At 63.4% G+C, this 22,063-nt stretch carries 15 protein-coding genes and 1 pseudogene; 7 read left to right on the top strand and 9 right to left on the bottom strand.

What is annotated here, in order from left to right:
- Positions 1-258 precede the first annotated feature (258 nt).
- The 4 genes and pseudogenes from ACFFDA_RS07850 to ACFFDA_RS07835 all read right to left on the bottom strand — a co-directional run bounded on the left by ACFFDA_RS07850 (position 259) and on the right by ACFFDA_RS07835 (position 4,897).
- On the bottom strand, positions 259-849 hold the full coding sequence (locus ACFFDA_RS07850; RefSeq protein WP_404478580.1) for a response regulator transcription factor: 591 nt from the start codon (positions 847-849) through the stop codon (positions 259-261).
- Complete coding sequence (locus ACFFDA_RS07845) at positions 846-2,468, bottom strand: sensor histidine kinase (protein WP_404478579.1); 1,623 nt, start codon at positions 2,466-2,468, stop codon at positions 846-848. Before ACFFDA_RS07845 ends, ACFFDA_RS07850 begins: the two co-directional genes overlap by 4 nt.
- Before the next feature lie 685 nt (positions 2,469-3,153).
- Positions 3,154-3,597, bottom strand: a pseudogene (locus ACFFDA_RS07840) (IS3 family transposase); the annotation flags it as partial.
- A gap of 367 nt (positions 3,598-3,964) precedes the next feature.
- Positions 3,965-4,897, bottom strand: a complete 933-nt coding sequence (locus ACFFDA_RS07835; protein ID WP_404478578.1) for a helix-turn-helix transcriptional regulator — start codon at positions 4,895-4,897, stop codon at positions 3,965-3,967.
- 238 nt (positions 4,898-5,135) lie between these two features.
- Between ACFFDA_RS07835 and ACFFDA_RS07830 the strand changes: the two genes are divergently transcribed.
- Both ACFFDA_RS07830 and ACFFDA_RS07825 read left to right on the top strand, forming a co-directional pair.
- Positions 5,136-5,600: a DUF2628 domain-containing protein gene (locus ACFFDA_RS07830; protein ID WP_404478577.1), complete on the top strand. Its 465-nt coding sequence runs from the start codon at positions 5,136-5,138 to the stop codon at positions 5,598-5,600.
- Between the two features lie 34 nt (positions 5,601-5,634).
- Complete coding sequence (locus tag ACFFDA_RS07825; protein ID WP_404478576.1) at positions 5,635-6,069, top strand: limonene-1,2-epoxide hydrolase family protein; 435 nt, start codon at positions 5,635-5,637, stop codon at positions 6,067-6,069.
- A gap of 3 nt (positions 6,070-6,072) precedes the next feature.
- Here the strand turns inward: ACFFDA_RS07825 and ACFFDA_RS07820 are convergent, their stop codons facing one another.
- Together ACFFDA_RS07820 and ACFFDA_RS07815 are read right to left on the bottom strand one after the other, a co-directional pair.
- Positions 6,073-6,498, bottom strand: a complete 426-nt coding sequence (locus ACFFDA_RS07820) for a nuclear transport factor 2 family protein (protein ID WP_404478575.1) — start codon at positions 6,496-6,498, stop codon at positions 6,073-6,075.
- On the bottom strand, positions 6,491-8,854 hold the full coding sequence (locus ACFFDA_RS07815) for a TonB-dependent receptor (protein WP_404478574.1): 2,364 nt from the start codon (positions 8,852-8,854) through the stop codon (positions 6,491-6,493). Before ACFFDA_RS07815 ends, ACFFDA_RS07820 begins: the two co-directional genes overlap by 8 nt.
- Before the next feature lie 218 nt (positions 8,855-9,072).
- Here ACFFDA_RS07815 and ACFFDA_RS07810 point away from each other — a divergent pair, with 218 nt between their 5' ends.
- Positions 9,073-11,292 carry a molybdopterin-dependent oxidoreductase gene (locus tag ACFFDA_RS07810; protein ID WP_404478573.1) on the top strand — a complete coding sequence of 740 codons (2,220 nt, stop codon included), beginning with the start codon at positions 9,073-9,075 and terminating at the stop codon, positions 11,290-11,292.
- Positions 11,293-11,689: 397 nt separating this feature from the next.
- On the opposite strand, the gene ACFFDA_RS07805 is transcribed toward ACFFDA_RS07810, so the two are convergent.
- Positions 11,690-17,392, bottom strand: a complete 5,703-nt coding sequence (locus tag ACFFDA_RS07805) for a hypothetical protein (RefSeq protein ID WP_404478572.1) — start codon at positions 17,390-17,392, stop codon at positions 11,690-11,692.
- 294 nt (positions 17,393-17,686) lie between these two features.
- Here ACFFDA_RS07805 and ACFFDA_RS07800 point away from each other — a divergent pair, with 294 nt between their 5' ends.
- Positions 17,687-18,052: a MarR family transcriptional regulator gene (locus ACFFDA_RS07800; RefSeq protein ID WP_404478571.1), complete on the top strand. Its 366-nt coding sequence runs from the start codon at positions 17,687-17,689 to the stop codon at positions 18,050-18,052.
- Between the two features lie 121 nt (positions 18,053-18,173).
- Here the strand turns inward: ACFFDA_RS07800 and ACFFDA_RS07795 are convergent, their stop codons facing one another.
- Positions 18,174-18,605, bottom strand: coding sequence for a hypothetical protein (locus ACFFDA_RS07795; protein ID WP_404478570.1), 432 nt, complete (start codon positions 18,603-18,605; stop codon positions 18,174-18,176).
- Between the two features lie 268 nt (positions 18,606-18,873).
- On the opposite strand from ACFFDA_RS07795, the gene ACFFDA_RS07790 reads away from it, so the two are divergent.
- On the top strand, positions 18,874-19,194 hold the full coding sequence (locus ACFFDA_RS07790; protein ID WP_404478569.1) for a hypothetical protein: 321 nt from the start codon (positions 18,874-18,876) through the stop codon (positions 19,192-19,194).
- Between the two features lie 186 nt (positions 19,195-19,380).
- Here ACFFDA_RS07790 and ACFFDA_RS07785 read toward each other — a convergent pair whose 3' ends face one another.
- Positions 19,381-19,506, bottom strand: a complete 126-nt coding sequence (locus tag ACFFDA_RS07785) for a hypothetical protein (RefSeq protein WP_404478568.1) — start codon at positions 19,504-19,506, stop codon at positions 19,381-19,383.
- Positions 19,507-19,819: 313 nt separating this feature from the next.
- On the opposite strand from ACFFDA_RS07785, the gene ACFFDA_RS07780 reads away from it, so the two are divergent.
- Both ACFFDA_RS07780 and ACFFDA_RS07775 read left to right on the top strand, forming a co-directional pair.
- The gene (locus tag ACFFDA_RS07780) at positions 19,820-20,371 is read left to right on the top strand and encodes a TPR end-of-group domain-containing protein (RefSeq protein WP_404478567.1); all 552 of its coding nucleotides are present in this window, start codon (positions 19,820-19,822) and stop codon (positions 20,369-20,371) included.
- A 45-nt stretch (positions 20,372-20,416) separates the two neighbouring features.
- Entirely contained in the window at positions 20,417-22,063 is a 1,647-nt protein-coding gene (locus ACFFDA_RS07775; RefSeq protein ID WP_404478566.1) for a hypothetical protein, read from the top strand.

Raw genomic sequence — 22,063 nt, 5'->3', positions numbered from 1 at the left:
TCTTTCCCTCTTTGCGGACCGGCCTGTCGATCCGGGAAAATTACCGTTTTCCATAAGGGTAATGAGACAAGGAGGTCCCATGCGAAAAGGCCGGCGCAGGCATGGGGACCCGCGCCGGCCCAGTTCGGCCTTCGCACCAGGAACGCGAAAAGCCTCGGGTCGCCTTTGAATTTCGGTGTTTCCCTCGGGAAACATGCAAAACTGTATCGCCTGCCGCAGGGCTCGGGTCGATCCGGGAAATACCCGGATAGGACTGCGTCAGATTGCCTCGCCCCGGCTGAGTGCGACGAGTTGCGCCACGCCGTTGGTGCGGGACTTTGCGACGATTGCGGCGCGGTGGTCTTCCACGGTGCGCGCGGAAATGGCGAGCCGCTGGCCGATCTCCTTGTTCGAATGGCCGCGCACCAGCAGGTCGAAGACCTCGCGCTCGCGCCGGGTGAAGGCGGCGGTGACGGCGGCGATGCGGCGCTGATTGCCCGACCAGGCGAGGCCCTCGTTGACCGCTGCGATCAGCCGCTGCTCGTCGATGGGCTTTTCCAGGTAGTCGAGCCCGCCGTGGCGGCGCACCGCGTCGACGGCGTGGGCGGTGGTGGGCCAGGCGGTCATGAACACCAGCGCCACCGCCGGGTCCTGCGCGCGCAAGGCGTCGGCGAAGGCGAAGCCGTCCATCTCACCCATCTGGATGTCGCTGACCACGCAGCCGAACGGCTCGGCGGGGAGCGTGTCGAGCAGGCTCTGCGGCGCGGTGAAGGCGTGCGCGGCCAGGCCGTGGCGGCCCAGCAGGCGCGCGACGGTGGCGGCAAGGTCGGCATCGTCGTCCAGCACGGCGACGGGCGCGTTCGGGTTCATGCGAAAGCTCCGGTGAGAAGGGGCAGCGAAATGGTGAAACGCACGAGGCCTGGTTCGTCGTGGCGGGCGAGAGTGCCACCGTGGGCCTCGACGATGGTGCGGGCGATGACGAGGCCAACCCCCATGCCGCCTGATGCGGTTTCCGGCGCGCCCGGTAGCGGGTTCGATACCTCGATCCGCACATCATCGGCCTCGGGTAAGGCGGAAAGGCGCACGACCTGTCCAGGGCTGGCAGCCAGTGCGTTGCGCAGCAGGTTGACCAGCGCCTGCGTCAGTTCGATCTCCTGCGCCTGCACCACGAGGTCGGCGGCAATGGCGGAGCACTCCAGCCTGCCACCGGCGGCGCGGGCTTCGGGGGTGACGATCTGACAGGCGGTCTGGACCAGCATCGCGACGGGCAGAGGCGACGGCTCGTCGACGTCTCGCCCGCCAAAGCGGCGCAACCGGCGCACGAGGTCCGACAAAGCGCGCGCCTTGCGGTCGACCAAGTCTGCGCTTGCGGCAGTATCGGCGTCGAGGTGCGCAGTGGCTGCCTTGAGGTGCGCGGCCTCGATTGCGAGGGTCGAGAGGGGCTGGCTGATCTCGTGGATCACCGCCACCGACATGGCGCGCAGGGTCTTGAGCCGCTCGGCCTGGAACAGCAGGCGGTTGCGCTTGTCGAGGGCGGTGCGCGATGCCTTCTGCGCATCGGAGAAGCTGCCCGCGAGCCAGGTGACAACGACCACGGCGGCAAGGCCGAGGTGCAATTCGAGCCGTTTGCCGTCGTCCAGCGACCCGGCGGAGTAGGGCAGAAACACGCAGACCTGCGCGCAAATCGCGAACCATGCGGCGGTGCGCCCATGGCGCAGGCCGATCCACGCTCCCGCCAGCAGGCTGGGGATCGGCTGCGCACCCAGCCCGGCTCGCCACAATGCGATCGTCAGCAGCAGGCACAGCGCCATGACCAGCACGTCCTCCAGCAGCGGACGCAGGTGTGGGCCCAAATTCAGGTAGGGCAGGCGCAACGGTGCAGCGCCCTCGGCCAGCGCGGCGAGCCACAGCAGCAGAGGCGCGAGGACGAGGATACCCAGCAGGTCGCCCACCGCCAGCCCGGTCAGCGAGATCGCGATGTCCACGCCGATGCGGTAGCGTCCGGCGTCGGCCGGAAGCCACGCTTCGAACGGCATCACCATCACCGCGTTGAGCGCGGGCGCGGCGACGGCGGCGAGACCCAGCGTCATCGGCGGCAGCGCCAGCGCGTCGCCGCTTCCCTTGGCCAGATGGCGCACCGCTGCGATGGCGAGGCCGCAAGTCAGGCCGGGACGCATGGCGCCGGTCACGGCTTGCACGACGCCGGGCCCTGTGAGCGGAAATACGCCGACGGCCCAGTCCGTCAGGATCTCGGTCGCCGCCAGCCACGGCGTCAGTCGCGCGCCCCGGCTCCACAGCACGGCGAACCGCAGACCCGCCGCCGGATACCACAGCGAGAAGAACCCCGCCCCGCCCCACGGCTTCGCGGCCCAGTGCAGGAGCGCAAAGGCGAGCGCGTAGGCAACAAGCAGCGGCAGATCTGCAACGCGCAGGGCCAGTGCGCGAAAGGCGGCGGTTGGGGAGCGGAGGGCAGCGTCCAGCACGGTCATCGCGTCAGCCTCTGGCCTGTCCGGGGCGGCAGCGTAACCCGGAATTTTCACGGGCACTTGCGGCAGACGGCGATCGGCTGCGTGAATCAAAAGCGCCGCCGTGATTCAATATCCGCCTTGGACGCCTACAGCGCACGGCGCGATCTTGCGCTGCCATGGATGATGTGACGACACAAGTGGAGCGCCTCTTGAGACCGGCCGGTGGCAGGCTGGCACTGGAAGCGCGCGACCCTCCGCGCAACCTCGCGAGGGGCTGCTGCTGCGGCGCGGCAGGGCGATGACGCGGGTCGGCGTAGCCTATAGATCGGCCCGGTAAAGCAGCCTAGCGGGCCGGTGCCATTTCTAACTGGGGCTTATATGAATTGGAATTGATAATATATATTATGTTAAATATTGGTATCTGGAGATGTGTTGTGCTGGGATCACACCCGCCGTCGTTCAGCCTTGACTACAACGGCAGCAATTTCATCAGCCCGGAGGAGAAGCCAATGCGTGAGAAATTTCAAAACAATTAAGAATTGGGCGTCCGCTATCGGCGGATGGCGCTTGAGTATGGCCGCGCGCGCATTGCTGGACGGGAACCAGTGTGAAGCGCCGTTTTGGCAGAGGGTGGGTCACGCCCTGGAACTATCGTTAACGTCGCTGTGGCCTGCTGCCGGTTTGGCGGACACCGAAAGAGGCTCGGTCAGGTTACCCCCGCTTCTCGCTCAATATCCATAGGGCTGAGATAACCTAGGGTCGAGTGACGCTGGGTTGCGTTGGAGAAGCATTCAACGTAGTCGGACACATCCGCCTTCGCCGTGGCCCTGGTGCGATAAACCTTCTTCCCGATCCGCTCGGTCTTGAACGAGGAGAAGAAGCTTTCCATGGCGGAATTATCCCAAGCATTGCCGGACTGGCCCATCGAGCAGGTATTGCGAAGACCGGTTCAGTCCGCCCTGACTGCCTTGGTCCGAATGATGCAGCAGGGCGTCCGGCTTGCCCCTCCGCCAGATCGCCATGATCAGCGCGTCGGTAACGAGCAAGGCGGTCATGGTGTCGCTCATCGATCAGCCACCCACTTCTAGTTGGGCCTGTCGGCGGTGAACTCGCGATCCAGCACGTTGGCGGCGATGACCGAACGTTCGCCCTAATCCGTGGGCGGACCGCGAGCGTTTCATATGGATTTTCGTAGACTGTTCGCTGCGAGAAAAGATCGAGAGCCGTGGAGAGTGCGGGATCGACATGCAAGGGCAGCGAACCATTGGCCGATCGGGATAGGGTATTCACATCATCCTTTCCTCCCTATGCGTCACGTCAGTCCAAACTGTATCTGATGGTGCTGCCGAATAGACGGTATCGACGTGGCGGTGAACCTATCTTTCGATCGAGGGTGCGCCCGCTCACCAGCAGCGCCTGTCGAGCCGGCTGCCAAACTACCCGCACCTTAATCCGTACAGCGCGCCAGGAAATTCGCCGATCAGACAGGCTTCCTCGCCCATCCCAGGCGAAGAGATTCAAGACAGGTTTTCACAAACTCCGTTCCAGCCCGATTTGCCGACCCCCACTTCCTGCCGAAACTCCATGGGCGTCCGACCCGTAGATTTGCGAAACGCCGCTGTAAACGCCGCCGAGCTCCTGAAGCCCGTATCGAACGCCACTTGCTTGATCAGGACGCCAGGCTCGAGCAAAAGCGCCTTCGCCCGCTCGATGCGCGCATTGGCAACGAAGCTGCGGAGCGTCGTTCCCGTGGTATTGCGATAGGCGCGGGCGAGTTGCCGAACACCCATATCCGCGACGGTGGCAAGATCCTCAATGCAAGGTCCCTGACCCGGGATATCCTTCGCCATCGAGCATAGCCTATCCAGCTGTCGCGTGGACAAAGTAGCGTTGCAGTGGATGGCCTCCGAAGGTGCACGGCGCAATTGCCGGCGGACCTCCGCAGCGACGAACATCAAGGCAATCTCGATTTCCATAGTGCTGGCAAAGCCAGGCGCCAGTATCTCCTCGGCTACCCGTCGCAGGCCTGCGCGCACATAATCATTGCCGACCGCCAGCGAATTCATCGGGTCGCAACTGGGCCATTCCCAGTTCATGCCCGCTCTCGTCGTCAATCCTTCAATATCGAACATGCAGGAAATGCTGCGCTGAAGCCCTGCGTCCCAGACGCAATAGAGCGGCGTGTCGGAGGGTATGCAGGTTACGTCGCCCAGTCGGCGATAATCCGATACCTTTGCATGCCCATCATAGCTGGCCCGTACAAGAGGGCGGGTGAGGATCATTTCGACGAAGAACATCGAAGGGTTGAAGACCCCCTCTCCGGGCTCGGCCCAACGAGTCCTATGCAACTGCACGTCAAACGACGCACCACTGGCATGACCTTCGACGATATTGTCGAGAATGGCGGCCGACATCATTGCCGCATGTTGAGGACTCGGTTGTGCCTGCATCCACCTTGCTCCCCGGCCGTGTCCTTCTTTCAGAGACATCAGCCGTGCATCTACTATATCCGACGGAGCCATTCATTGCCACCTTAGCTGCACTGCAACCTATCGCAATGCAGGCGGAGCCATTCGCGCCGATCGGAGACCATCGCCGAGATGCAATTCATATCGTTGGATGGTTCGACGGGTTGGCGTGCAGAACGGCCTCCTATAATCGCGAGTCCAGATCTTTCGTAGGTATCGCATGACCACCTCATCGCCTCTGAGCCTGCTCGAACATCCCGACCTCGACGCCGTCCTCCGCTGCCGGACGGCCCGTCACCGCGTACTGATTGGCCGGTTGCTGGCTCGCGCCGGTGGCGATGCCGGCAAGGCAGCCGCCCTTCCATCGTGGAACTGGGCAGGCCTCCTCTTTGGCACCGGATATCTGCTCTATCGAAAGCTCTGGCTGCCAGGCCTCGTTCTATTGGCGATGGAGGTTGCCGCCTCACTGTTGCCGCCGCCCCTTTCCTATGCCGCCTGGATCGCGATCGCGCTGGTGATAGCGCTGTGGTCGGAGGCGTGGCTGACCGGTCGGGTCGTGCACATCCTGTACCATCCCAAGTTCGACAGCGCGTGCCGTCGCCAAGCCGGTGGCACGAGTTGGACGACAGCAATCCTCGGCATGGGTGTAGGCATCGTAGCGACGATGGCGCTGAAATATCTCTAACAAGGGCGCAATCCGGCCCGACGAGCAGGAGACAATGATGGCCGACAAGGCAAAAGAGATCGCGCTCAAATTCATCGGCTATTTCCGTGAGACCTGGCCAGAAGATTTCGACGCGCCTTTGCAGCTGGTTTCGGACGACTGCTACTATCAGAGCATCGTCCCCACGACCGATGCGATCTGCGGCAAGACAGCGATCAAGGCCAAATGGGACAAGATCCGGGAACTCTATGGCGATCAACGGCACGACATGAAGGCGTCGGCCTCCGATGGCCATTTCGTGTTCACCGAACGTACCGACTGGAGTTGCATCGACGGAAAATGGGTTTCCATACCGCTCGTCGCGGTATTCGAGGTGGTCGACGAGAAGATCGTGGCATGGCGCGAATATCTTGACGGTGGCAATGTCGCGCGTCAGGCCGGCCTCGACCTGACGGCGCTTGAAAATTCGCTCAACGCTTCGCCTGCCTGACCGTCATCTGCCGAAGAAGCGGGCGGCCACCTGCGTGTCCATATATTCCCGGCCACGCAGGATCAGGCCGTCCGCCATCGTAAGCAGATAGACATAGCTGTTGCAATATTCACCTTCGGCGAAGGCGAAACTGCCAAGCGCTTCGGCGGCCACCCGATCGTCCTGTGCCGTCAGGCTCTGTACCTTCATCACCCGCACGCTTGCACGCCGGATAGTCCCAGCCACGGCCTCCAGAAATTGTGCCCTGGTCATCATGCCCCACCCCTGCACCCACCATGTTGCTTGGGGATGAAGCAAAGCATCGATCCGATCGAGACTACCCGAGACGATGGCGCCCATCAGGTCGCTGGCGACCTGTGCATTGAAGGCCGGACCAGTCGAGCCGCAACAGCCTGCCGCGGCTCTTCCTCCATCGTCGAGATCAACCACCGAAACGATAGCGCAATTGCACGCCATACATGCGCGGCTCGTTGAAGTTGACGCTGATGCCCGGCGCGCCCGGGGTGTTGATGGCGCCGGCGATGATTGCGTCCTTGTCAAACAGGTTCTTCGCGAACAGGCTGGCGTCCAGACTGGTTCCGCCGACATCGTCCCAGTCCAGCCGTGCGTCGACCAGCGTGTAGGACGGTGCGCGATAGGCGATAAGTTGCACCTCGTCGCTCCAGTAGAGACTGCTGTAGAGGGATATTTTACCCAGCGTGTCGGGCACCGGCAGTTCAAGCCTAATATCGGCGCTGAGTGATTTCTTCGCAGTGAAGTTCAATGGAACCTTGCCGTTGGTGACGCCCGCATAGCCGGTCGCGAGCGCGGCAGGCAGAGTCATCTTGTCCGTCGACTGATCCAGTAACGTGCCGCGCAAACCAAGTCGCAAAGCCGGGATCGGGCTGATGCTGAGATCGAACTCTACGCCCCTGACGGTCGTGTCTCCGATGTTGACCAGCAGCACGGACTGCGCTGGGTCGTTACCGGGGAAACAATCGCCATCCGGCGAAAAGGGCGGCCCGCCGAAGACGGGATCGCCGACGGCGCAACCCGGTTGCGTGACCAAGCCAGTCAGCGTGTATTGCACGTCCTTGGCCTTGGTCAAAAACACCGAGATGTTGGCGCGCCCGCTCAGCCGGCCCGCGGTCCAAGACGATTTCACCCCCGCCTCGAAGTCCGTGACTTTTTCAGGCTTGAAGACCTGTCGGTCGACCAGGGTCGGACCCAGCGCGGGATTATTGAGGCCGCCCGCGCGATAGCCCTTCCGCGCGGTCGCATAGAGGAACAGGTCGTCGTTCGCCTTCCAGTCGGCCCCGATGGTCCAGGTGAAGGCGCGATTCCGGTTTGTCAGTTTGGCTCCGGTGCCGATGAGGAATATGGGATTGTTGGCAGAGCACTCGTCCGGTCCGACCGTATGAGGCGGGGAGGATTCGCCGCTACCACCGCAGGTCGTTTGCTTGTCCCAAGTGTGCCTCAGCCCTGCATTGAGCGTCAGCCCGTCGACCATATCGTCCAGATGATAGCTGACATTGCCGAACAGCGCCCGGCTGTGCTCGGTCACATAAGCGTAGGAAAAATTGCCGGGAAATAGTCCGAAGAACTGGGGGAATATTGACCCGTTCGTATCGTAATCATCCTTCTTGTAGTAAAATCCGCCCATTAACCAGTCGAGCTTGTCGTCAAGCGCGGTGCCGCGCACCTGCACCTCGTCGGTCAACACGCGGTTATGATAGAGATTATAGGCGTCCAGCAGTCCGATCGGTTCGGGCAGCGCGTCGGTGTTGGCGTCGTAGAGCCACTCCAGCCTCTGATGGCCGAAGATATTGATAAAAGTCGCAAAGCCCAGGTCTATCTCGGTGCGGTTGATGATCGTGCTGTGCTTCTGATTGCTGCGCGGCACGAAGACACCGTAGTCCACAACACGGGGACCGCGCGCCTGCTGCGCAACCAAATCGGGTCCCAACAACCCATCGATGCCGAATAGCGCCGCCAGCGGGGTCACCTCGACCAGCACCTGCGACGACCCGATCGACCTTGTCCTGCGATAGTCGAAATAGGTGACGTTCTCGATGCCCTCGACGGGATTGACACGCAGCGCGAGACGGAACTGGTCCGAATGGACATTGTCCGGGTTTCCGCCCGTGCCGATATTCTTCGTATAGCCGTCGCGCCGGCTCAACCGTCCGGAGAAGCGGATAGCGACCTTGTCCTGGACGATGGGCAGATTGACGGCGCCTTCCAAGTCCTTGTAGTCGTAATTGCCGTAACTGCCCTGAACATAGCCTTCCAATCGGTAGGTCGGCACGGTGGGGTAGAGGAGGACCGCGCCACCAGTCGTATTGCGGCCGAACAGGGTTCCTTGCGGACCTTTGAGTACCTGAACGCTGCTGAGGTCGTAGGTCATCGCCGACGATCCGAAATTGGGTAGCGGCACCTCCGCGAAATAGCTGACGACACCGGGCTGGCCCGGCCCTGCGACCGGACGGCCCTGCCCTCGAATGGAATAGACCGCATTTTCTTTGCCGCCGGCGCCAGTCAGATAAACGCCGGGCACAGCGTACATCAGGTCCTGCGTCTCGCGGATCGACGACTGGCGCAGCGTGTCGGCGTTGAACGCGGCGATGGTGACGGGCACCGTTTGCGCATTTTCCTCGGTCCGGCGCGCGGTAACGATGATCTCGTTCGCGCTTGCGACTGGCTGCGGGGCAGCATCCTGTGCAAAAGCCGGCGCGCAAAAAACTGCCGCCAAGGCCGTTCCGACAAGGGCCAGCGCCGGCGCGCCAAAAAGATGATCTTTTGTCATTGTCCCGTTCTCCCCGTTCTGGCCGTTGACCGGACCCATTGTCTGGCGCGTCCGTCTGCGTATCGGCAGCGGAAGCGCACCCCCCAATTTTTCTAGGTCAGGGCGGGATGTAGGGCGACGATCTTTGATATCGCCCAAGTTCAAAACCTATCGTTAAGTTGCCTCACCGCTTTCCCCGCCGATTTTGAAACTGTAGCCATGAGATACGGGAGATCAGGATGACAAAGAGCGACGGCGATGCTGCGACGATGGCTGCCCTGCACAAACGCACATGCCCGCTCTGCGAAGGAATGTGCGGGCTTGCCGTCGCGGAGGATGCCGAAGGTCGGATCAGCATCCGGCCCGACCCCGACAATGTGTGGAGCCGCGGCCATATCTGCCCCAAGGGCACCACGCTCGGCGAATTACATCGCGATCCGGACCGCATCACCACGCCCATGATCCGCGACGGGCTGGCATGGCGCAGCGCAACCTGGGATGAGGCATTCGACCATATCGCCGACCGCCTGAAGCGGATGCGGCACGATCACCCCGATGCGCTGGTGGCGAGCTATACCGGCAATATGTCCGGCAAGGGTTTCGCCACTGGCCGATACATGATGCTTCTGCATGGGCTGGCACGCTTCGACGCGAGCTTTTCCTCATCCAGCGTTGACCAATTACCCAAAAATGTGAGTTCGCATCTGCTTTACGGCGACATGTGGCGCATCCCGGTGCCGGACATCGATCGTACCGACCTGTTCGTTATCCTGGGCGGGAACCCCGCCGCATCCAAAGGCAGCCTGTTCGCGCACCGCGACGTCATGGGCGCGATCCGCGCATTGCGCGCCCGGGGGGGCAAAGTAATCGTCGTCGATCCAGTCCGAACGCGCACCGCCCAGGCCGCCGATCAATGGATCGGTATCCGGCCAGGCGGGGACGCCGCGCTGCTGCTGGGCGTGTTACATTTCCTGCTGGCAAGCGGCATCTGTAATCCGGGGCCTTTGGGGCAGTGGGTGGACGGCTTGAACGAGATCGCAGCGATCGCGCATCGCTTCCCGCCAGAGCGTGTCTCCGCTTTCTGCGGCGTCGATGTCAGCACGATCCGCGATCTTGCCGACGCCATTGCCCGTGCCCCCACAGCCGCCGTCTATGGCCGGATCGGCACCTGTACGCAAAACTACGGCACCCTGACGTCCTGGCTGATCGACGTCATTTCCATCGTCACCGGCAATCTCGACCGGCCGGGCGGTATGATGTGGAGCACGCAGGTCGCTCCGCATCTGGACTTGACGCCGCCTTATCCCAGCACCGCCGAGATTATGGGAGCGCTGTCGCGCGTGCGCGGATTTCCCTCGGTTCTGGGTCAGTACCCCGCCTCCTGCCTCGCCGAAGAGATCGACACGCCGGGGCCGGGGCAGGTCCGCGCGCTGCTTACGATGGCTGGCAATCCAGTCCTCAGCGTACCCGGGAGTTCCCGGCTGGACGAAGCGTTGCCGCAGCTCGACTGCATGGTCAGTCTGGATATCTATATCAATGAAACGACCCGCCACGCTCATGTTATCCTGCCCAGTCCATCGCTGCTCGAACAACCGCACTGGGATATATGGGCTTGGCCTTGGAGCGCGACCAGCGGCGGTCACTACTCGCCCGTCCTGACCGATCCCATCGATCGCCCCGAGGAATGGCAAGTGATGATCCGGCTCGGCGCGCTGTTCGGCGGTATGGACGATCCCGATGTCGACGCATTGGACGACGAATATTTCGGGGGCATGTGCGATGCGGTCGGCATAGACCGGTCCGTCGCGATGACCGCATTGCCCGACCATGGCCCCGAACGCATATTGGACCTGTGCATCCGATCGGGGCCATTTGGCGACCGCTTCGGCGCGGTGCCGGACGGGCTGACGCTGGATCATTTCAAGGCGAAACCCGAAGGCATATTGCTTGGCCCCGCCGTCAGCCTGGGCGCGACGGCAATTCGGACCGCCTCGGGCAGGATCGACCTGACCCATCCCCATTTCCTGACGGACCTCGAACGGCTTGAGAACGATCTCGCGGTCCCGTCCGACGACCTGCTTCTCGTCAGCCGCCGCCAGCTCCGCTCGCTCAACAGCTGGATGCACAATGTCACCACGTTGGTGAAGGGAAAGGACCGCTGCACGCTGCAGATGCATCCTGTGGACGCGGAGAAGCGGGGGTTGGCGATGGGGGACGCAGTCATCGTGCATAGCAGCAACGGCGCAGTGACCGCTCCGCTGGAAATCACGCTCGACATCAGGCCCGGCGTCGTATGTCTGCCGCACGGTTGGGGCCATGACCGGCCCGGCGCCCGACTGCGCGTGGCCGAGGAACGCCCCGGGAGCAATATCAATCAACTGAGCCCTCCATCCCTGCTGGACCCTGCGTCGGGCACCGCGGTCCTGAATGGGGTTAGAGTCGAGGTTACTGCCGCCTGACTGGCGTTCAACGAGGGGAAGCGCATGTCCGGTAACTGGCTAATCAAGGGCGCTTCCACCGGATAGGCCGCGAGTAGCGCAGGTCATATTGGCAGACGGTCTGATCTGACTGCGTGCGTTCGCAATCCAAACTGGATCGCGGACCTGAATGCCCGGTATCCGACCAGCTTCTTGTCGAGCGTTTCGACGTCACACCGACCGCAGAACTTGCTGCTATCGTGGCGAGGACGCCGGCTCGCAGAAGTCGACCTGTCGGTGCACGCTGCCGGCTGCTGTCGCACGAAAATCAGTGTAAGAAAGCGCGACAGAGCGGCAAGGTAAATTTATCAGATGTGCACAAAGAGAAGGGTGCCGGACGTGCCGGCACCCTTCCAGTGGATACAAGCTCAGGGGGCGATTAGAACTTGATACCGATCACCGACCGGATGGTCGCGACATTGTTGTTGCTACCGAAGGCGTAGGTACCGCCCAGGGAGATGTTGACCTTGTCAGCCACGATGGTGCTGAGACCGGCGGCGACGGTCGCATAGCCCTTCGGATCGACACCTTTCAGTGCGAAAGTGTTGCCGTCGGGATCGCCAAGGTAGCCGACCGTGCGGGTGGTGCCCGCATCACCCTGGAACGTGTAGGCCAGGCTGGCATAGGGCCGCAGCGTAAAGGTGTCGGTCTGCGTGGCAACCGTGGCGAAACGAACGCCCAGGGTCGGCTCGAAGACGCTCTTGCTGTCGCCTTCGACCTTGAGGCCCAGACCTGCGCCGCCCTCTTCGGTGAAGCCCTTGGTGCTCCAGTGGCGGATCGCCAGTTCACCGTAGGGCACGATTTCGACATCGCCCTGGCCGAAGTTGTACGACACGCCGATGCTGCCGTCCCATTCATTGCCGTTGAACTCCGCGGTGACCTTGCGGGCCAGCAGTGCCAAGTTGCGCTGCGCATCGAAGCTCGAGAAGCCGTAGACGAACTGCGCATTGACCGAGAGCGGACCGAAGCCCTGGGTCCAGTAGGCACCCAGCGAGTAGGTCTTGCCGTCCACCTTGACCGGCTGACCCTTGGCATCGACGTTGTGGCGGGCATAGCCGAAGCCGAAGCCGAAAGCACCGGTCTCGTTATAGGCGATGTCGAGGCCTGCGCCCGCGCCATAGCTCGTCGCGTCAATCTTTGCGGCACCCGAGTCAGTGCCGCTGAACTTCGCGAAGTTGCCGATCGGCGCGATCCACAGACCGGTGGCACCGGCCTGACCGTCACGGCGCTGGGCAAGCTGATCGAGCTGCCCCTGGAACGCGACGTTCTGACGCAGGTTGGCGAGCGAGCCATAGATCGAAGCCGAAGCCAGCTCGTTGAACACCGCGGCAGCCTGCGCCGCAGAGAGGTTCCAGTCGAGGTTCGACACCAGGTTAGCGACGTCCTGGATCTTGTTCAGTTCGTCGATCGAGGCGTAGCTGCGCACGCCCGATGCATCGTCGACCAGAACTTGCACCACGCCCGGGATGGCCTTGTCGAGAGCGACGGCGGCTGCGGTCGCGTTCGGGCTGGTTGCCGCCGTGCCATAGCTGACGCGGGTGGCTTCGACCGAGACGGTGCCGCCCGAGGTTTTCGAGGCCAGCGTCACGAATTGCGAGTTCAGGTTGCTGACCACCGAGACGGCGCCGGAGACCGTTCCGCCCACGGTGAAGAGATCCGCGCTTTCTCCGCCAAGGAAGATCGAGCCGGTCGGGACATAGACCTGCACCTTGCCGCCAAGCGCCAGGTTGCCGCCCACGGTGATCGACGAGGGCGAGTTGATCGCCACGCCGGCCGCTTCGGGGGTGGTGTAGGCAAGGCCCGAACCGGTCAGCACGGTGGTGATCGGGGCGAGGAAGTCGGTCGAGGTCGAGACCGGTGCAACCGGGGTCTTCACCAGCGTGCCGTTGAGCCCGACGGCCAGCGTACCGGCAGTCGTGAAGTTGCCCGAAACCACGAGGTCCGTACCCACGATCGTGGGCGTGGTGCCGGTGATGCTGGCGCCCGATCCGGTATTGGCCGGGGTGACCAGAGCGCCGACGATCAGCGTGCCGTTGGCGCCCACGGCGACGTCGCCATTGATGCCAAAGGGACCATCGACCGGCGGGGTGATCTCCGCCGTGCCCGAGTTGACGTTCAGCTTGAAGCTGCCGCCGGTGGCGCCCGCCTCGAGGCCGGCCGACCACACGGCGTCGGCATCGATCGTTTCGGCGGGAACGTAGGCCGGGCCGACCAGGGTCAGCTTGCCGCCGTTCACGTTGACCACGGTGTCGGTGTTGTTCTCTGCGAAGAACGAACCGGTGGTCTGCGAACCCGTGTTGAGGTTCACCGTTGCGGCGACGTTGCTGGTCTTGAACGTTGCGTCGGCCGTCTCGTAGCCCGCGTAGTCCGCACCGGTGACGTAGACGTTGCCTTCCAGGATACCGTTCTGGTTGACGGTGTAGGTCTGGGTGGGCAGCGTCGCAGCCGGGGTGAAGACCCCGTCCGGGTAAAACGACGGCGAGGTCGAGGTGACCACGCTGACCGCCGTGCCGTTCGGTACGGCCATACCCAGCGAGATATCGCCTTCCACGGTCCCGCTATTGGTCACCGTGCCGGTGGCACCGGCGACTTCGATGTACGAAGTGGTGCCGCTGTTGGTGACCGAGGCGGCCCCGCCGACTGGCGTGTAGGTCGTGGTACGGGTAATCGTGTGGGTGGACGGGCTCAGGTTGGTCCAGTCGTTATCGACTTCGACGTAGCTTTCGCTCACGCCGCCGGCATAGGCGACAAGAGCCGCCGCTTCGCCGCTGTTGGTGACCGAGGCGGTCTTGAGACCTTCGGCCACTGCCGCACCGGCGATCGTCCCGGCATTGGTGACGCTTGCCGCGTTGCCGACCAGCGTTTCGGCATAGCTGTAGTTCTGCGTGACGACGCCGGCGTCGGCGTAGTTGCGCGTGACCGTGCTGGTCGTGTCGGTGAAGCTGCTCGACGCGTAGGCCGAACCATCGACGCTCGATCCCGCCGCAACGGAGATGGTCGCGCCGCCGAGACCTCCTGCATAGACGTCGGAGACGCTGGGCGTCGCCGTGCCCACGCCGTCCGCCTTGAAGGCTGCCGAAGTGTCGATCACAACCGAGGCAGTGCCTCCCGAAATGGTGGAGCTGCTGGTGCTGGTGTAATCGGTCAGTACCGGCGAGGCCGACGTTCCGGCGTAAGTCCACTCGGTCGAGTTTGCCGAGCTGAAGCCTACGGCGTAGGCGTCAACATAGCCGCCGACCTGGCCGGTGACCGTTGCAGAGGCATTGCCACGACCTGCCGACACGACGAGGCTTCCTTCGACAAGACCGTCGACGGCTGCCGAAGCGTTGCCGGATGCGGCGGCGACCTGCGAGGACCACGCTTCGGTCTGGGTCCGGGTGGAAGTCCCGGCCTCGGCGTCGAAGGCGTAGAGGTCCGTGCTGGCCGATGCCATGTCGGAGCCAGCGGCCGCTACCGTCACGTTGCCGAGCACGCTAGCACCTGCGGCGACCTGAGCCGAGGCCGAAGACACGCCCGTGACGCTGAGCGAGCCGTTGACTTCGCCCGATCCGGTCACGTTGCCGACACCAGCACCGCCGGTTACGGTGCTGGCATAGCTGTCCGCATAGTCGGAACCGATCAGGACCGAAGGCGAACCCGCGTAGGTATCCACCGAGTTGGAGGTGCTCTGCGTGCTGGCGATGCCGTTCGCGTTCGAATTCACCGATCCGTCGACGATGCCGGAGACGGTGACAGTGCTACCCGTGGTACCGTTCGAGGAAACGGTTTGCGACCCGAAGTAGGCATCCGACACGTGGCCGGTAATGTTCACCGTGCTCGTGCCTGCGGCGGAGGTCGAGGAACCCGTCGACGCATAAGTGTAAGTCGATGTGTTGTTTTCCGGCGCCGCGGCGTCGTTCACATAGACGTCGGTGAAGGTCCATTCGCTTTGCGACGTACCTGTGCCCAGCCCGGCCGACGAGGCGATCGAGCCGAAGACCGTGCCCGAAGCGCTGACCGTGCTGTTGCCGGTCGCTTCCTGGGTGATGTTGCCCTCGATGACAGGTGAGAAGCTCACCTGGCCGTTGGTGCCCGAATACGTACCCGTCACGTCGCCGGCGATGCCGGTGGTCTGCGAGGAACCCGTCTCGGTGTAGGTGACGTTGGTGACGTCCCCTTCGGTCACGGTCGCGAGGTTCTCGGAGTAGGTGCTGGCAGTATCGGTGCCGCCTACGTTCACATACGTCGAGCCGACGACCTGGCCGCTGTTGGTGACGGTGGCGTCATTCAGCGCGGTGACCGATACGTTGCCGCGAACGTATCCGGCGTTGTTGAAGGTGGCATCGCCGCCCGCACGGGTGGAGGTGTTCTCCTGGCTGTAGCTGTAGTCGCCGGTGACCGGGTCGGAACCCGTGCTGGTCGTCGTCGAGGTGCTTTCGTAGCCGGGACGGGCGCCGACGTAGACCGAGCCGTTGACGATGCTCGATGCCGCCGAGGTGACCGACGCGCTGCTGTTGCCGTAAGAGGTCACGTCACCACCGACGGTCGCACCCGAACCGATCGCGACCGAGGCCGCCCCGTCCGCGAAAGTGCTGCTGCTGTTGCTGACGGTCGTGTCGGTATCGGCCGTATAGACGCTGTCGTACGTGGTGCTGGCGATGTTGGGCTGGCGGGCTGTGATGCTGCCATCGACATCGCCGTTGGCGATGACCGAGGCGCCTGCATCGCCGACCGCGTTGATGCTGCCGCTGACCGAGCCGCCGGTGCCGATCGTCACGCTCGCAGCGCCGCCCGAACGGGTGCTGGTCTGCGCGTACGTGTTGCCGGTCAGATTGCCATCGGTATCGTAGCTGGTGCTGCCGGCGTAAGTGTAGTCGGTTCCGCTGGAGACCGCGTTGATGCCGCCGGCGATTTCACCGTCGCTGGCCACGCTCGCACCGGCATCGCCGGTCGCGTTGATGCTGCCCGCGACGGAACCGCCTGCGCCGACGGTCACGCTCGATGCGCCGCCGGACTGGCTCTGGGTCTGGGTGTAGGCGTTACCGGCGAACACGTTGTCGGCATCGCGCGTTTCGGTGGTGACGTAGCGATAATCGTAAGTCGAGGACGAGGCATTGACGCCGCCGGTGCCGACCTTGCCGTCCACGGCAACAGTGGCCCCGCCAACGGCGCTTGCCGAGACGCCGGTGACATCGCCATCGGCGCCGACGGTAACCGCCGCAGTGCCGGTCGCGGCGCTGAAGCCGTAGTCGTACGTGGTCGTGGTCGCATCCGCGACCGCAGCGTTGCCGCCGCTCCACGACGTGCCCGAACCGGTGGCGCCGACGGCCGAGACCGCACCGGCCACGGCGTTGACGCTGACGCTCGCGTCACCCTGGTTGGCGGTGGCCGTGAGATTCGCGCCCGTCACGCCGTCTGCCAGGGTGGCATCGCCGTTCTGGGTGATCGCGGCGTTGCCGCCCTCGATGGTCGAGGTGGTGATGCCGTCCGCCGTGGTGCTGGTCGCCTGCGAGAACGCGGTCGCACGCACGCCGTTGAACTGCGACGCTGCGATCAGGGAGCCGCCTGCAGCCGTCGTCACCGCAACGTTGCCGAAGCCGGTGCCGTTGATGCTGCCATATACTGTGCCGGCATTGGTGATCGAAACGTCGCTGCCGAAGTTCGTCGCCTGCACGCCGCCCGTGACGAGGCCGTTGTTGGTTACCGTGGCGGTGTTGTCGGCAGCCGCCGATCCGGCGCCCAGCAGCCGCAGGCCGACCGTGTCGGTGACCAGACCGTCGGCATCGACGGCGCCCAGTTCACCCACGCTGGCAAAGCCGAGTGCGCCATCGCCGCGACCTGCGCCGAGCGAGGTAAGGACGACATTGCCGCCGCCGGTAACGACGCCCGCTCCCGTGACGCTGACTGCGACCGAGGCTGAAGGCGTATTTGCCGCAGCCGCGATGCTGGTGTTCAGCGCGATGGTCGTGGTCGGCTCGGTTACGCTGACGCTTTGTGCAAGCGCACCGCCGCCGTTGATGGACACCAGCGCTGTGGTGATGGCGAGTGTTGCGCGCCGACGGCGCAGACGACTTTGCGTGCTAACTGAAAAACTGGACTTCATAAATGCCCCCTAAATGCGATTTCAGGCCTGGAGCAGAGATGCTTGTTGTGAATGCCTGTTTGGACATACTTCTCTGGCTCAGCGCGATGTCGTTAAGGCGGTAATGGGAATAAAAGTACTTCTTTCGCCTGCGTTATATTCACGAATTATGTTCATGTATAAATAACCGGCAAATGATGCAGGAATAATTCGCAGCTTTAAATTGCGTTACACGCTGGTGCTTTGCCGTTTACAAAGCCTGCGACGCCAAGCAAGCGCATGGTACTTGCCGCTGAATAGGGAATGTGAGTCAGCGTGAAAAAGTCAGATGGCCAACAGGCGCCGCCGATGCGAGTTGCCGACGCAGCGGTCAGGCGCCGCGTCCAGCATACGCTTTACAAACTGCTCGAACTGGACAGCGATATGCGGGCGGAATTCGGGAGCAGTTTGCTCAGCCACGATTTTAGACTGATCCTGCAGGCAACTGTCAGCGAGAGCCTGATCGTGAAAGATGCATCGGCATCATCGCTGCTTTCCGGTCGCGCTTTCCACCAGTTGCTCAAGCGCCTGGAGACAGTCGGCCTGATCAGGTTTGAACTGAATGCGCATGACCGCCGATCGAAGTCGATTGCCGTCGATGAGGGCCTGGTCGCCCATCTCTACGATAACTTGGGTGATTGAATCGAATCATCGACCGCCGCATCCAACCGGTCCGACGCCCTCGCTGGACAGGGATCAGCCTTTTTGTCGTTCGAACCGGCAAGTCCGAAGGTATTCAGGTATTGGGAATGCCTGTACGCCATCAGGCTGCAACCGCCTTGCAGCAATCGGCCGTAATTCTTTCAGGCGCTTCCGCCAGGCTGGAAAGTTTTTGCCACAAATCATCGCTTAGGCACATGCGCTTTGTCCGCAGGTCATTGGGCGCAGTCTCTTGTCGGATCACCCCGTCACGTTCGAGGCGCTTGGACAACTCATAGAAAGCTCGGTCCGACAGCCACGAGGACAGCGCCGCTTCCTTGACGATCGTTCCGCCTTTGACCGCGAGTTGTAGGATCAGCCTGGCTTCATGGCTTAACAAGCCGTTCGATATGACCGTTCGCAGTGAAGCGTCTGCATTAAGCAGCGCTTGGCAGCGCTCGGCGATGGTCCGGCGATTTAAGTTGCGCAGGTTGGCAGGCGCGTCATCGATGCGCAGCAGTGCGTGTTCCGTTTTTGGACTGGTCGCAAAATTCATTTAACCCCCCGGTAAACAATGAAACTTCAATTAGGTGCGACCCTCATTCCTGCTCTTTATCAAGTTCGTTCGTACGTCATCCCATAATTATGGTATGGGTGGAAACGCCTAGTTATGATTACCAATGTTGCTGCCGACGTGCCGCATGGATCGATTTTGCTGATAATTGATATCCGGGAAATTCACGGTATAGACATTGTCTGCCCTGCCTGCTTTGAGGAAAGAGATGGGGCACGGTAGACCGTCCAGCAGTTACTGGCGTTTTGCGTTGACTGATGAAACCTGCTCTGCCCACAACCTTCTGAATTGGAAAGCGGACCGACGTGACGCAATGACGCTGACCCGGCTGATAGGGGCCGGTGAACTCACAGCGATGTGGATGCCGCTCGAGGCGGACGAGGCGGTACGCGACCTCATTCGCGCCCGGCGCAGCGGACACGAGGATGCCAGTGGGATCAACCAGACGGTGCAAAGCGTCTGGCTACCGCATGATCATCGTTTTGGCGGTAGGACAACTTGGACGAAGATGTACCGGCGGTGGTTCTCTGAACACCACTTCGTATTCCCCCATCAGCAACTGGCATTCTAGGGGATGCAGAAGCGGGTAGTTGAAGCGCAGGTGCGGGGTCGGAAGGCTGGAGACGGCGCTGTGGAATTTCGCGAAGAGTTCGTCGCCATCCATCTCAAGCGTCTGGGCGGGGTGAAAGCGACAGTAGCGGGCGAAGTCCACGGCACTAGGGCCGACGCGCAGGACGATCTCGTAGTCGTTTTCGCGTTAGATGCGGCTGCGCTGCAGGCGGACCAGCGCGTTGAGCGCGGCCGGCATTTCGTCCAGCGTCAGGCCTTCGCTGGATTCTGAAAGCAGATAAACGAGCGTCAACGCGCGGCGCAGCTTGCCCATGCGCTGACCGCCGCCCGTATCCAAGCATGCCGGCAGAAGTATCTGCGCAGCAATGCTGCCGCTTTGCAATTACAAGAATTTAATCGTTGTTTACCTAGCACTTCTCTCACAGATGACCCGTCGTCAGCAACGAATGCTGCATGTCGCACTCGGTGTGCCGGCGGGATGAGGCGCATGGTCACTGGTCCGGGCCCCATCAGGGTACCCGGGAAAAATACGGATACTTTTTCGAGCTAAGTCACTGGAATCACGCAGTCACCGGCGGGGGCGTCCGTAAGCGATCGGACACGCCGGTATTAGGGGGTTATCAATCATGAAATCCGCAAGGTTTGCGGCGCTTGCGCTGTGCCTGGGCACGGCGCTGCCCATGACGCTGGCCGGGTGCGACAAGGTCGCGCCGTCGGGCACCGAGGCGCAGCAGGATGCGCCTGCCGGCCTGGCCGGCGTGCGCGCCGCCATCGTCGCGCGCAACTTCGGCGAGGCGGTGGACCTTGCCGCCGCCGAGGTAAAAGCCCACCCCAAGGATGCCGCCGCCCGCTTCGAGCAGGCGCGCGCCGAAGCGCTCGCCGGCAACGAAGGCCGGGCGCTGGATGCGCTGGACCAGGCGATCGCGCTGGGCCTGCCCGATGCCCCGCGCGCGCTCGAAGACCCAGCCTTCGCGCAGATCAGCGGGTCCGACCGGTTCGCCGCATTGCTCGACCGGGCGAACCCTGTGGCCGGCGATGCGGCAGGAAGCGCCGCAAGAACCGCAATCGTCGCAGGATCGCCGCGCGGCCGCGCCGGGGATGGCGTGTCGCTGCGCGAAAAGCCGGGCGGTGGCACGCATATCCAGGCCGGCGACGTCGTTCTCGACACCGACTTCTGACACCTTCCCCACTTCCCTTCCCTTACTGACAGGACCGTTCCCGTGATGAGCGATCGTGCTTGCCTGCGCGCCTGGTTGCGCGCGTCTACCTTCTGCCTTGCGCCACTGATGGCCATTACCCCCGCCTTTGCCGACACCGTGCAGGGCAACGGCCGCGCCATGATCACCAAGGACACCGAGTCCGTGCGCAACCTCGCCATACTCGAGGCCAAGCGCGACATCGTGCGTGCCATGCTGATCTCGACGATCGGCGCGGGCCGTATCCGCGAGGCGACGCCGGACATCGTCGATCGCATGGCCGGGCAGGTGCGCGACGACATGATCTCGGCCCAGACGTCCGAGCGGGTAGGCAAGGACTTCCTCGTCCACCTCACCGCCGACATCGATCAGGCCTGGTTCCGCACGATGCTGTCCGACTTCGGGCTCGACAGCGCATCGCAGCGCGCGGACGGCAATCGCCAGCTGATCCTCGTCTACCTCGACCGCGACGACGGCACCGCGACTGACTTGTCCGCGCCCGCCGAATTGGACGTGGAATACGACCGGCGCACCGGTGCCTCGTTCTCCGACACCTCCAGCGTCACCGCATCCGCGAAGGAGGCGGGCGGTTCCAGCTATCGCAGTGCCTCGGGATCGAGCAGCGCGTCTTCGGGGGCGCAGCGTACTGCGGTTTCGGGGGCCTACCAGCAGCGCAGCGCCGCCGCCTACGGCGCATCGGGCCAGGGCGGATCGGCGGCGGGATCGGCGCGCGGGGCCGCTGCGGGGGCTTATGCGGGCAGTTCGGCCAGCGGGTATTCGAACCGCGCCTCCAGCGCCTCGGCGACCAAGTCGTCGAGCGCCTTTGCTGCCTCCTCGTCCTTCGCCGACCGCACCAACGTCCAGGCCGAAGTGCACGACGACGTCTATTATCGCGCGCACGTGGTCTATCAGACCGCGCCCAAGAGCGTCGACGGCGACGCCATCCGGCAGGGCCTGAACGGTGCGCTGCTCGACTATGACGTGCAGGTCGCCGATTCCTGGATGGCGCTCTCGTCGTACTATCCCTCGGGCGTGCCGCGCTATCAGGACCTCAAGCGCGACCCCAGCTTCGCCGGGTTCCTGGGCAGCCTGAAGGCACGGAACACCCCGTTCTTCCTGGGCGGCGCGTTCAAGGTCACCCAATCCGGGCGCGATCCCGCCAGCGGGCAGGCACTGTGCTCGGGCCAGCTCGATGCGGGCGCCGCCGCCAGCGAGGACGGGCGCACGATCGCCAGCGGCGTATTCCCCGCCACCGCGCTGGGCATCAGCCCGGAAGACTGCGCTGCCAACCTCGCGCGCAAGCTGTCGAGCGCCGCCGCAGCCAGGCTGGGCCCGCAAATCCAGCGCCACTGGCGCGCGAAGGCGAGCGCCGCGCTCGGCCAAGACACGCGGCAGGAGGCGGACTACACGCTGGTACTGCGCGCGGCGAAGCTCGACATGGGGCTGCAACAGGACCTGCTCGACGCGATCGCCTCCACGCCGGGCGCGCAGATGCAGGCGTTCGTCTCCTCGGGGGCGAGCGAGCTGCGGCTGACCGTGCGTTATGCAGGCGCCATGCCGCTGCAGTTCGCGCTGTTCCAGCAACTGCGCGCCCGGCCCGCCTTCGCGGCGATGCAGTCCAGCGTCGACGGCCGCGCGATCACGCTGTGCCTCTCCACTTGCGGCGGGGTCTAA

Origin of the sequence: Novosphingobium sp. BL-52-GroH (assembly GCF_044813085.1) — a bacterium.
Classification (GTDB): domain Bacteria; phylum Pseudomonadota; class Alphaproteobacteria; order Sphingomonadales; family Sphingomonadaceae; genus Novosphingobium.
Note: the sequence above shows the minus strand (reverse complement) of the source record. Positions and strands in the feature narration are given on the sequence as shown.

Coding starts and splice junctions, on each gene's coding strand:
- ACFFDA_RS07795 (WP_404478570.1), bottom strand. CDS start 18,605: ATGAATTTTGCGACCAGTCCAAAAACGGAACACGCACTGCTGCGCATC.
- ACFFDA_RS07780 (WP_404478567.1), top strand. CDS start 19,820: ATGAAATCCGCAAGGTTTGCGGCGCTTGCGCTGTGCCTGGGCACGGCG.
- ACFFDA_RS07785 (WP_404478568.1), bottom strand. CDS start 19,506: ATGGGCAAGCTGCGCCGCGCGTTGACGCTCGTTTATCTGCTTTCAGAA.
- ACFFDA_RS07835 (WP_404478578.1), bottom strand. CDS start 4,897: ATGCAGGCACAACCGAGTCCTCAACATGCGGCAATGATGTCGGCCGCC.
- ACFFDA_RS07825 (WP_404478576.1), top strand. CDS start 5,635: ATGATGGCCGACAAGGCAAAAGAGATCGCGCTCAAATTCATCGGCTAT.
- ACFFDA_RS07830 (WP_404478577.1), top strand. CDS start 5,136: ATGACCACCTCATCGCCTCTGAGCCTGCTCGAACATCCCGACCTCGAC.
- ACFFDA_RS07810 (WP_404478573.1), top strand. CDS start 9,073: ATGACAAAGAGCGACGGCGATGCTGCGACGATGGCTGCCCTGCACAAA.
- ACFFDA_RS07850 (WP_404478580.1), bottom strand. CDS start 849: ATGAACCCGAACGCGCCCGTCGCCGTGCTGGACGACGATGCCGACCTT.
- ACFFDA_RS07815 (WP_404478574.1), bottom strand. CDS start 8,854: ATGACAAAAGATCATCTTTTTGGCGCGCCGGCGCTGGCCCTTGTCGGA.
- ACFFDA_RS07775 (WP_404478566.1), top strand. CDS start 20,417: ATGAGCGATCGTGCTTGCCTGCGCGCCTGGTTGCGCGCGTCTACCTTC.
- ACFFDA_RS07805 (WP_404478572.1), bottom strand. CDS start 17,392: ATGAAGTCCAGTTTTTCAGTTAGCACGCAAAGTCGTCTGCGCCGTCGG.
- ACFFDA_RS07845 (WP_404478579.1), bottom strand. CDS start 2,468: ATGACCGTGCTGGACGCTGCCCTCCGCTCCCCAACCGCCGCCTTTCGC.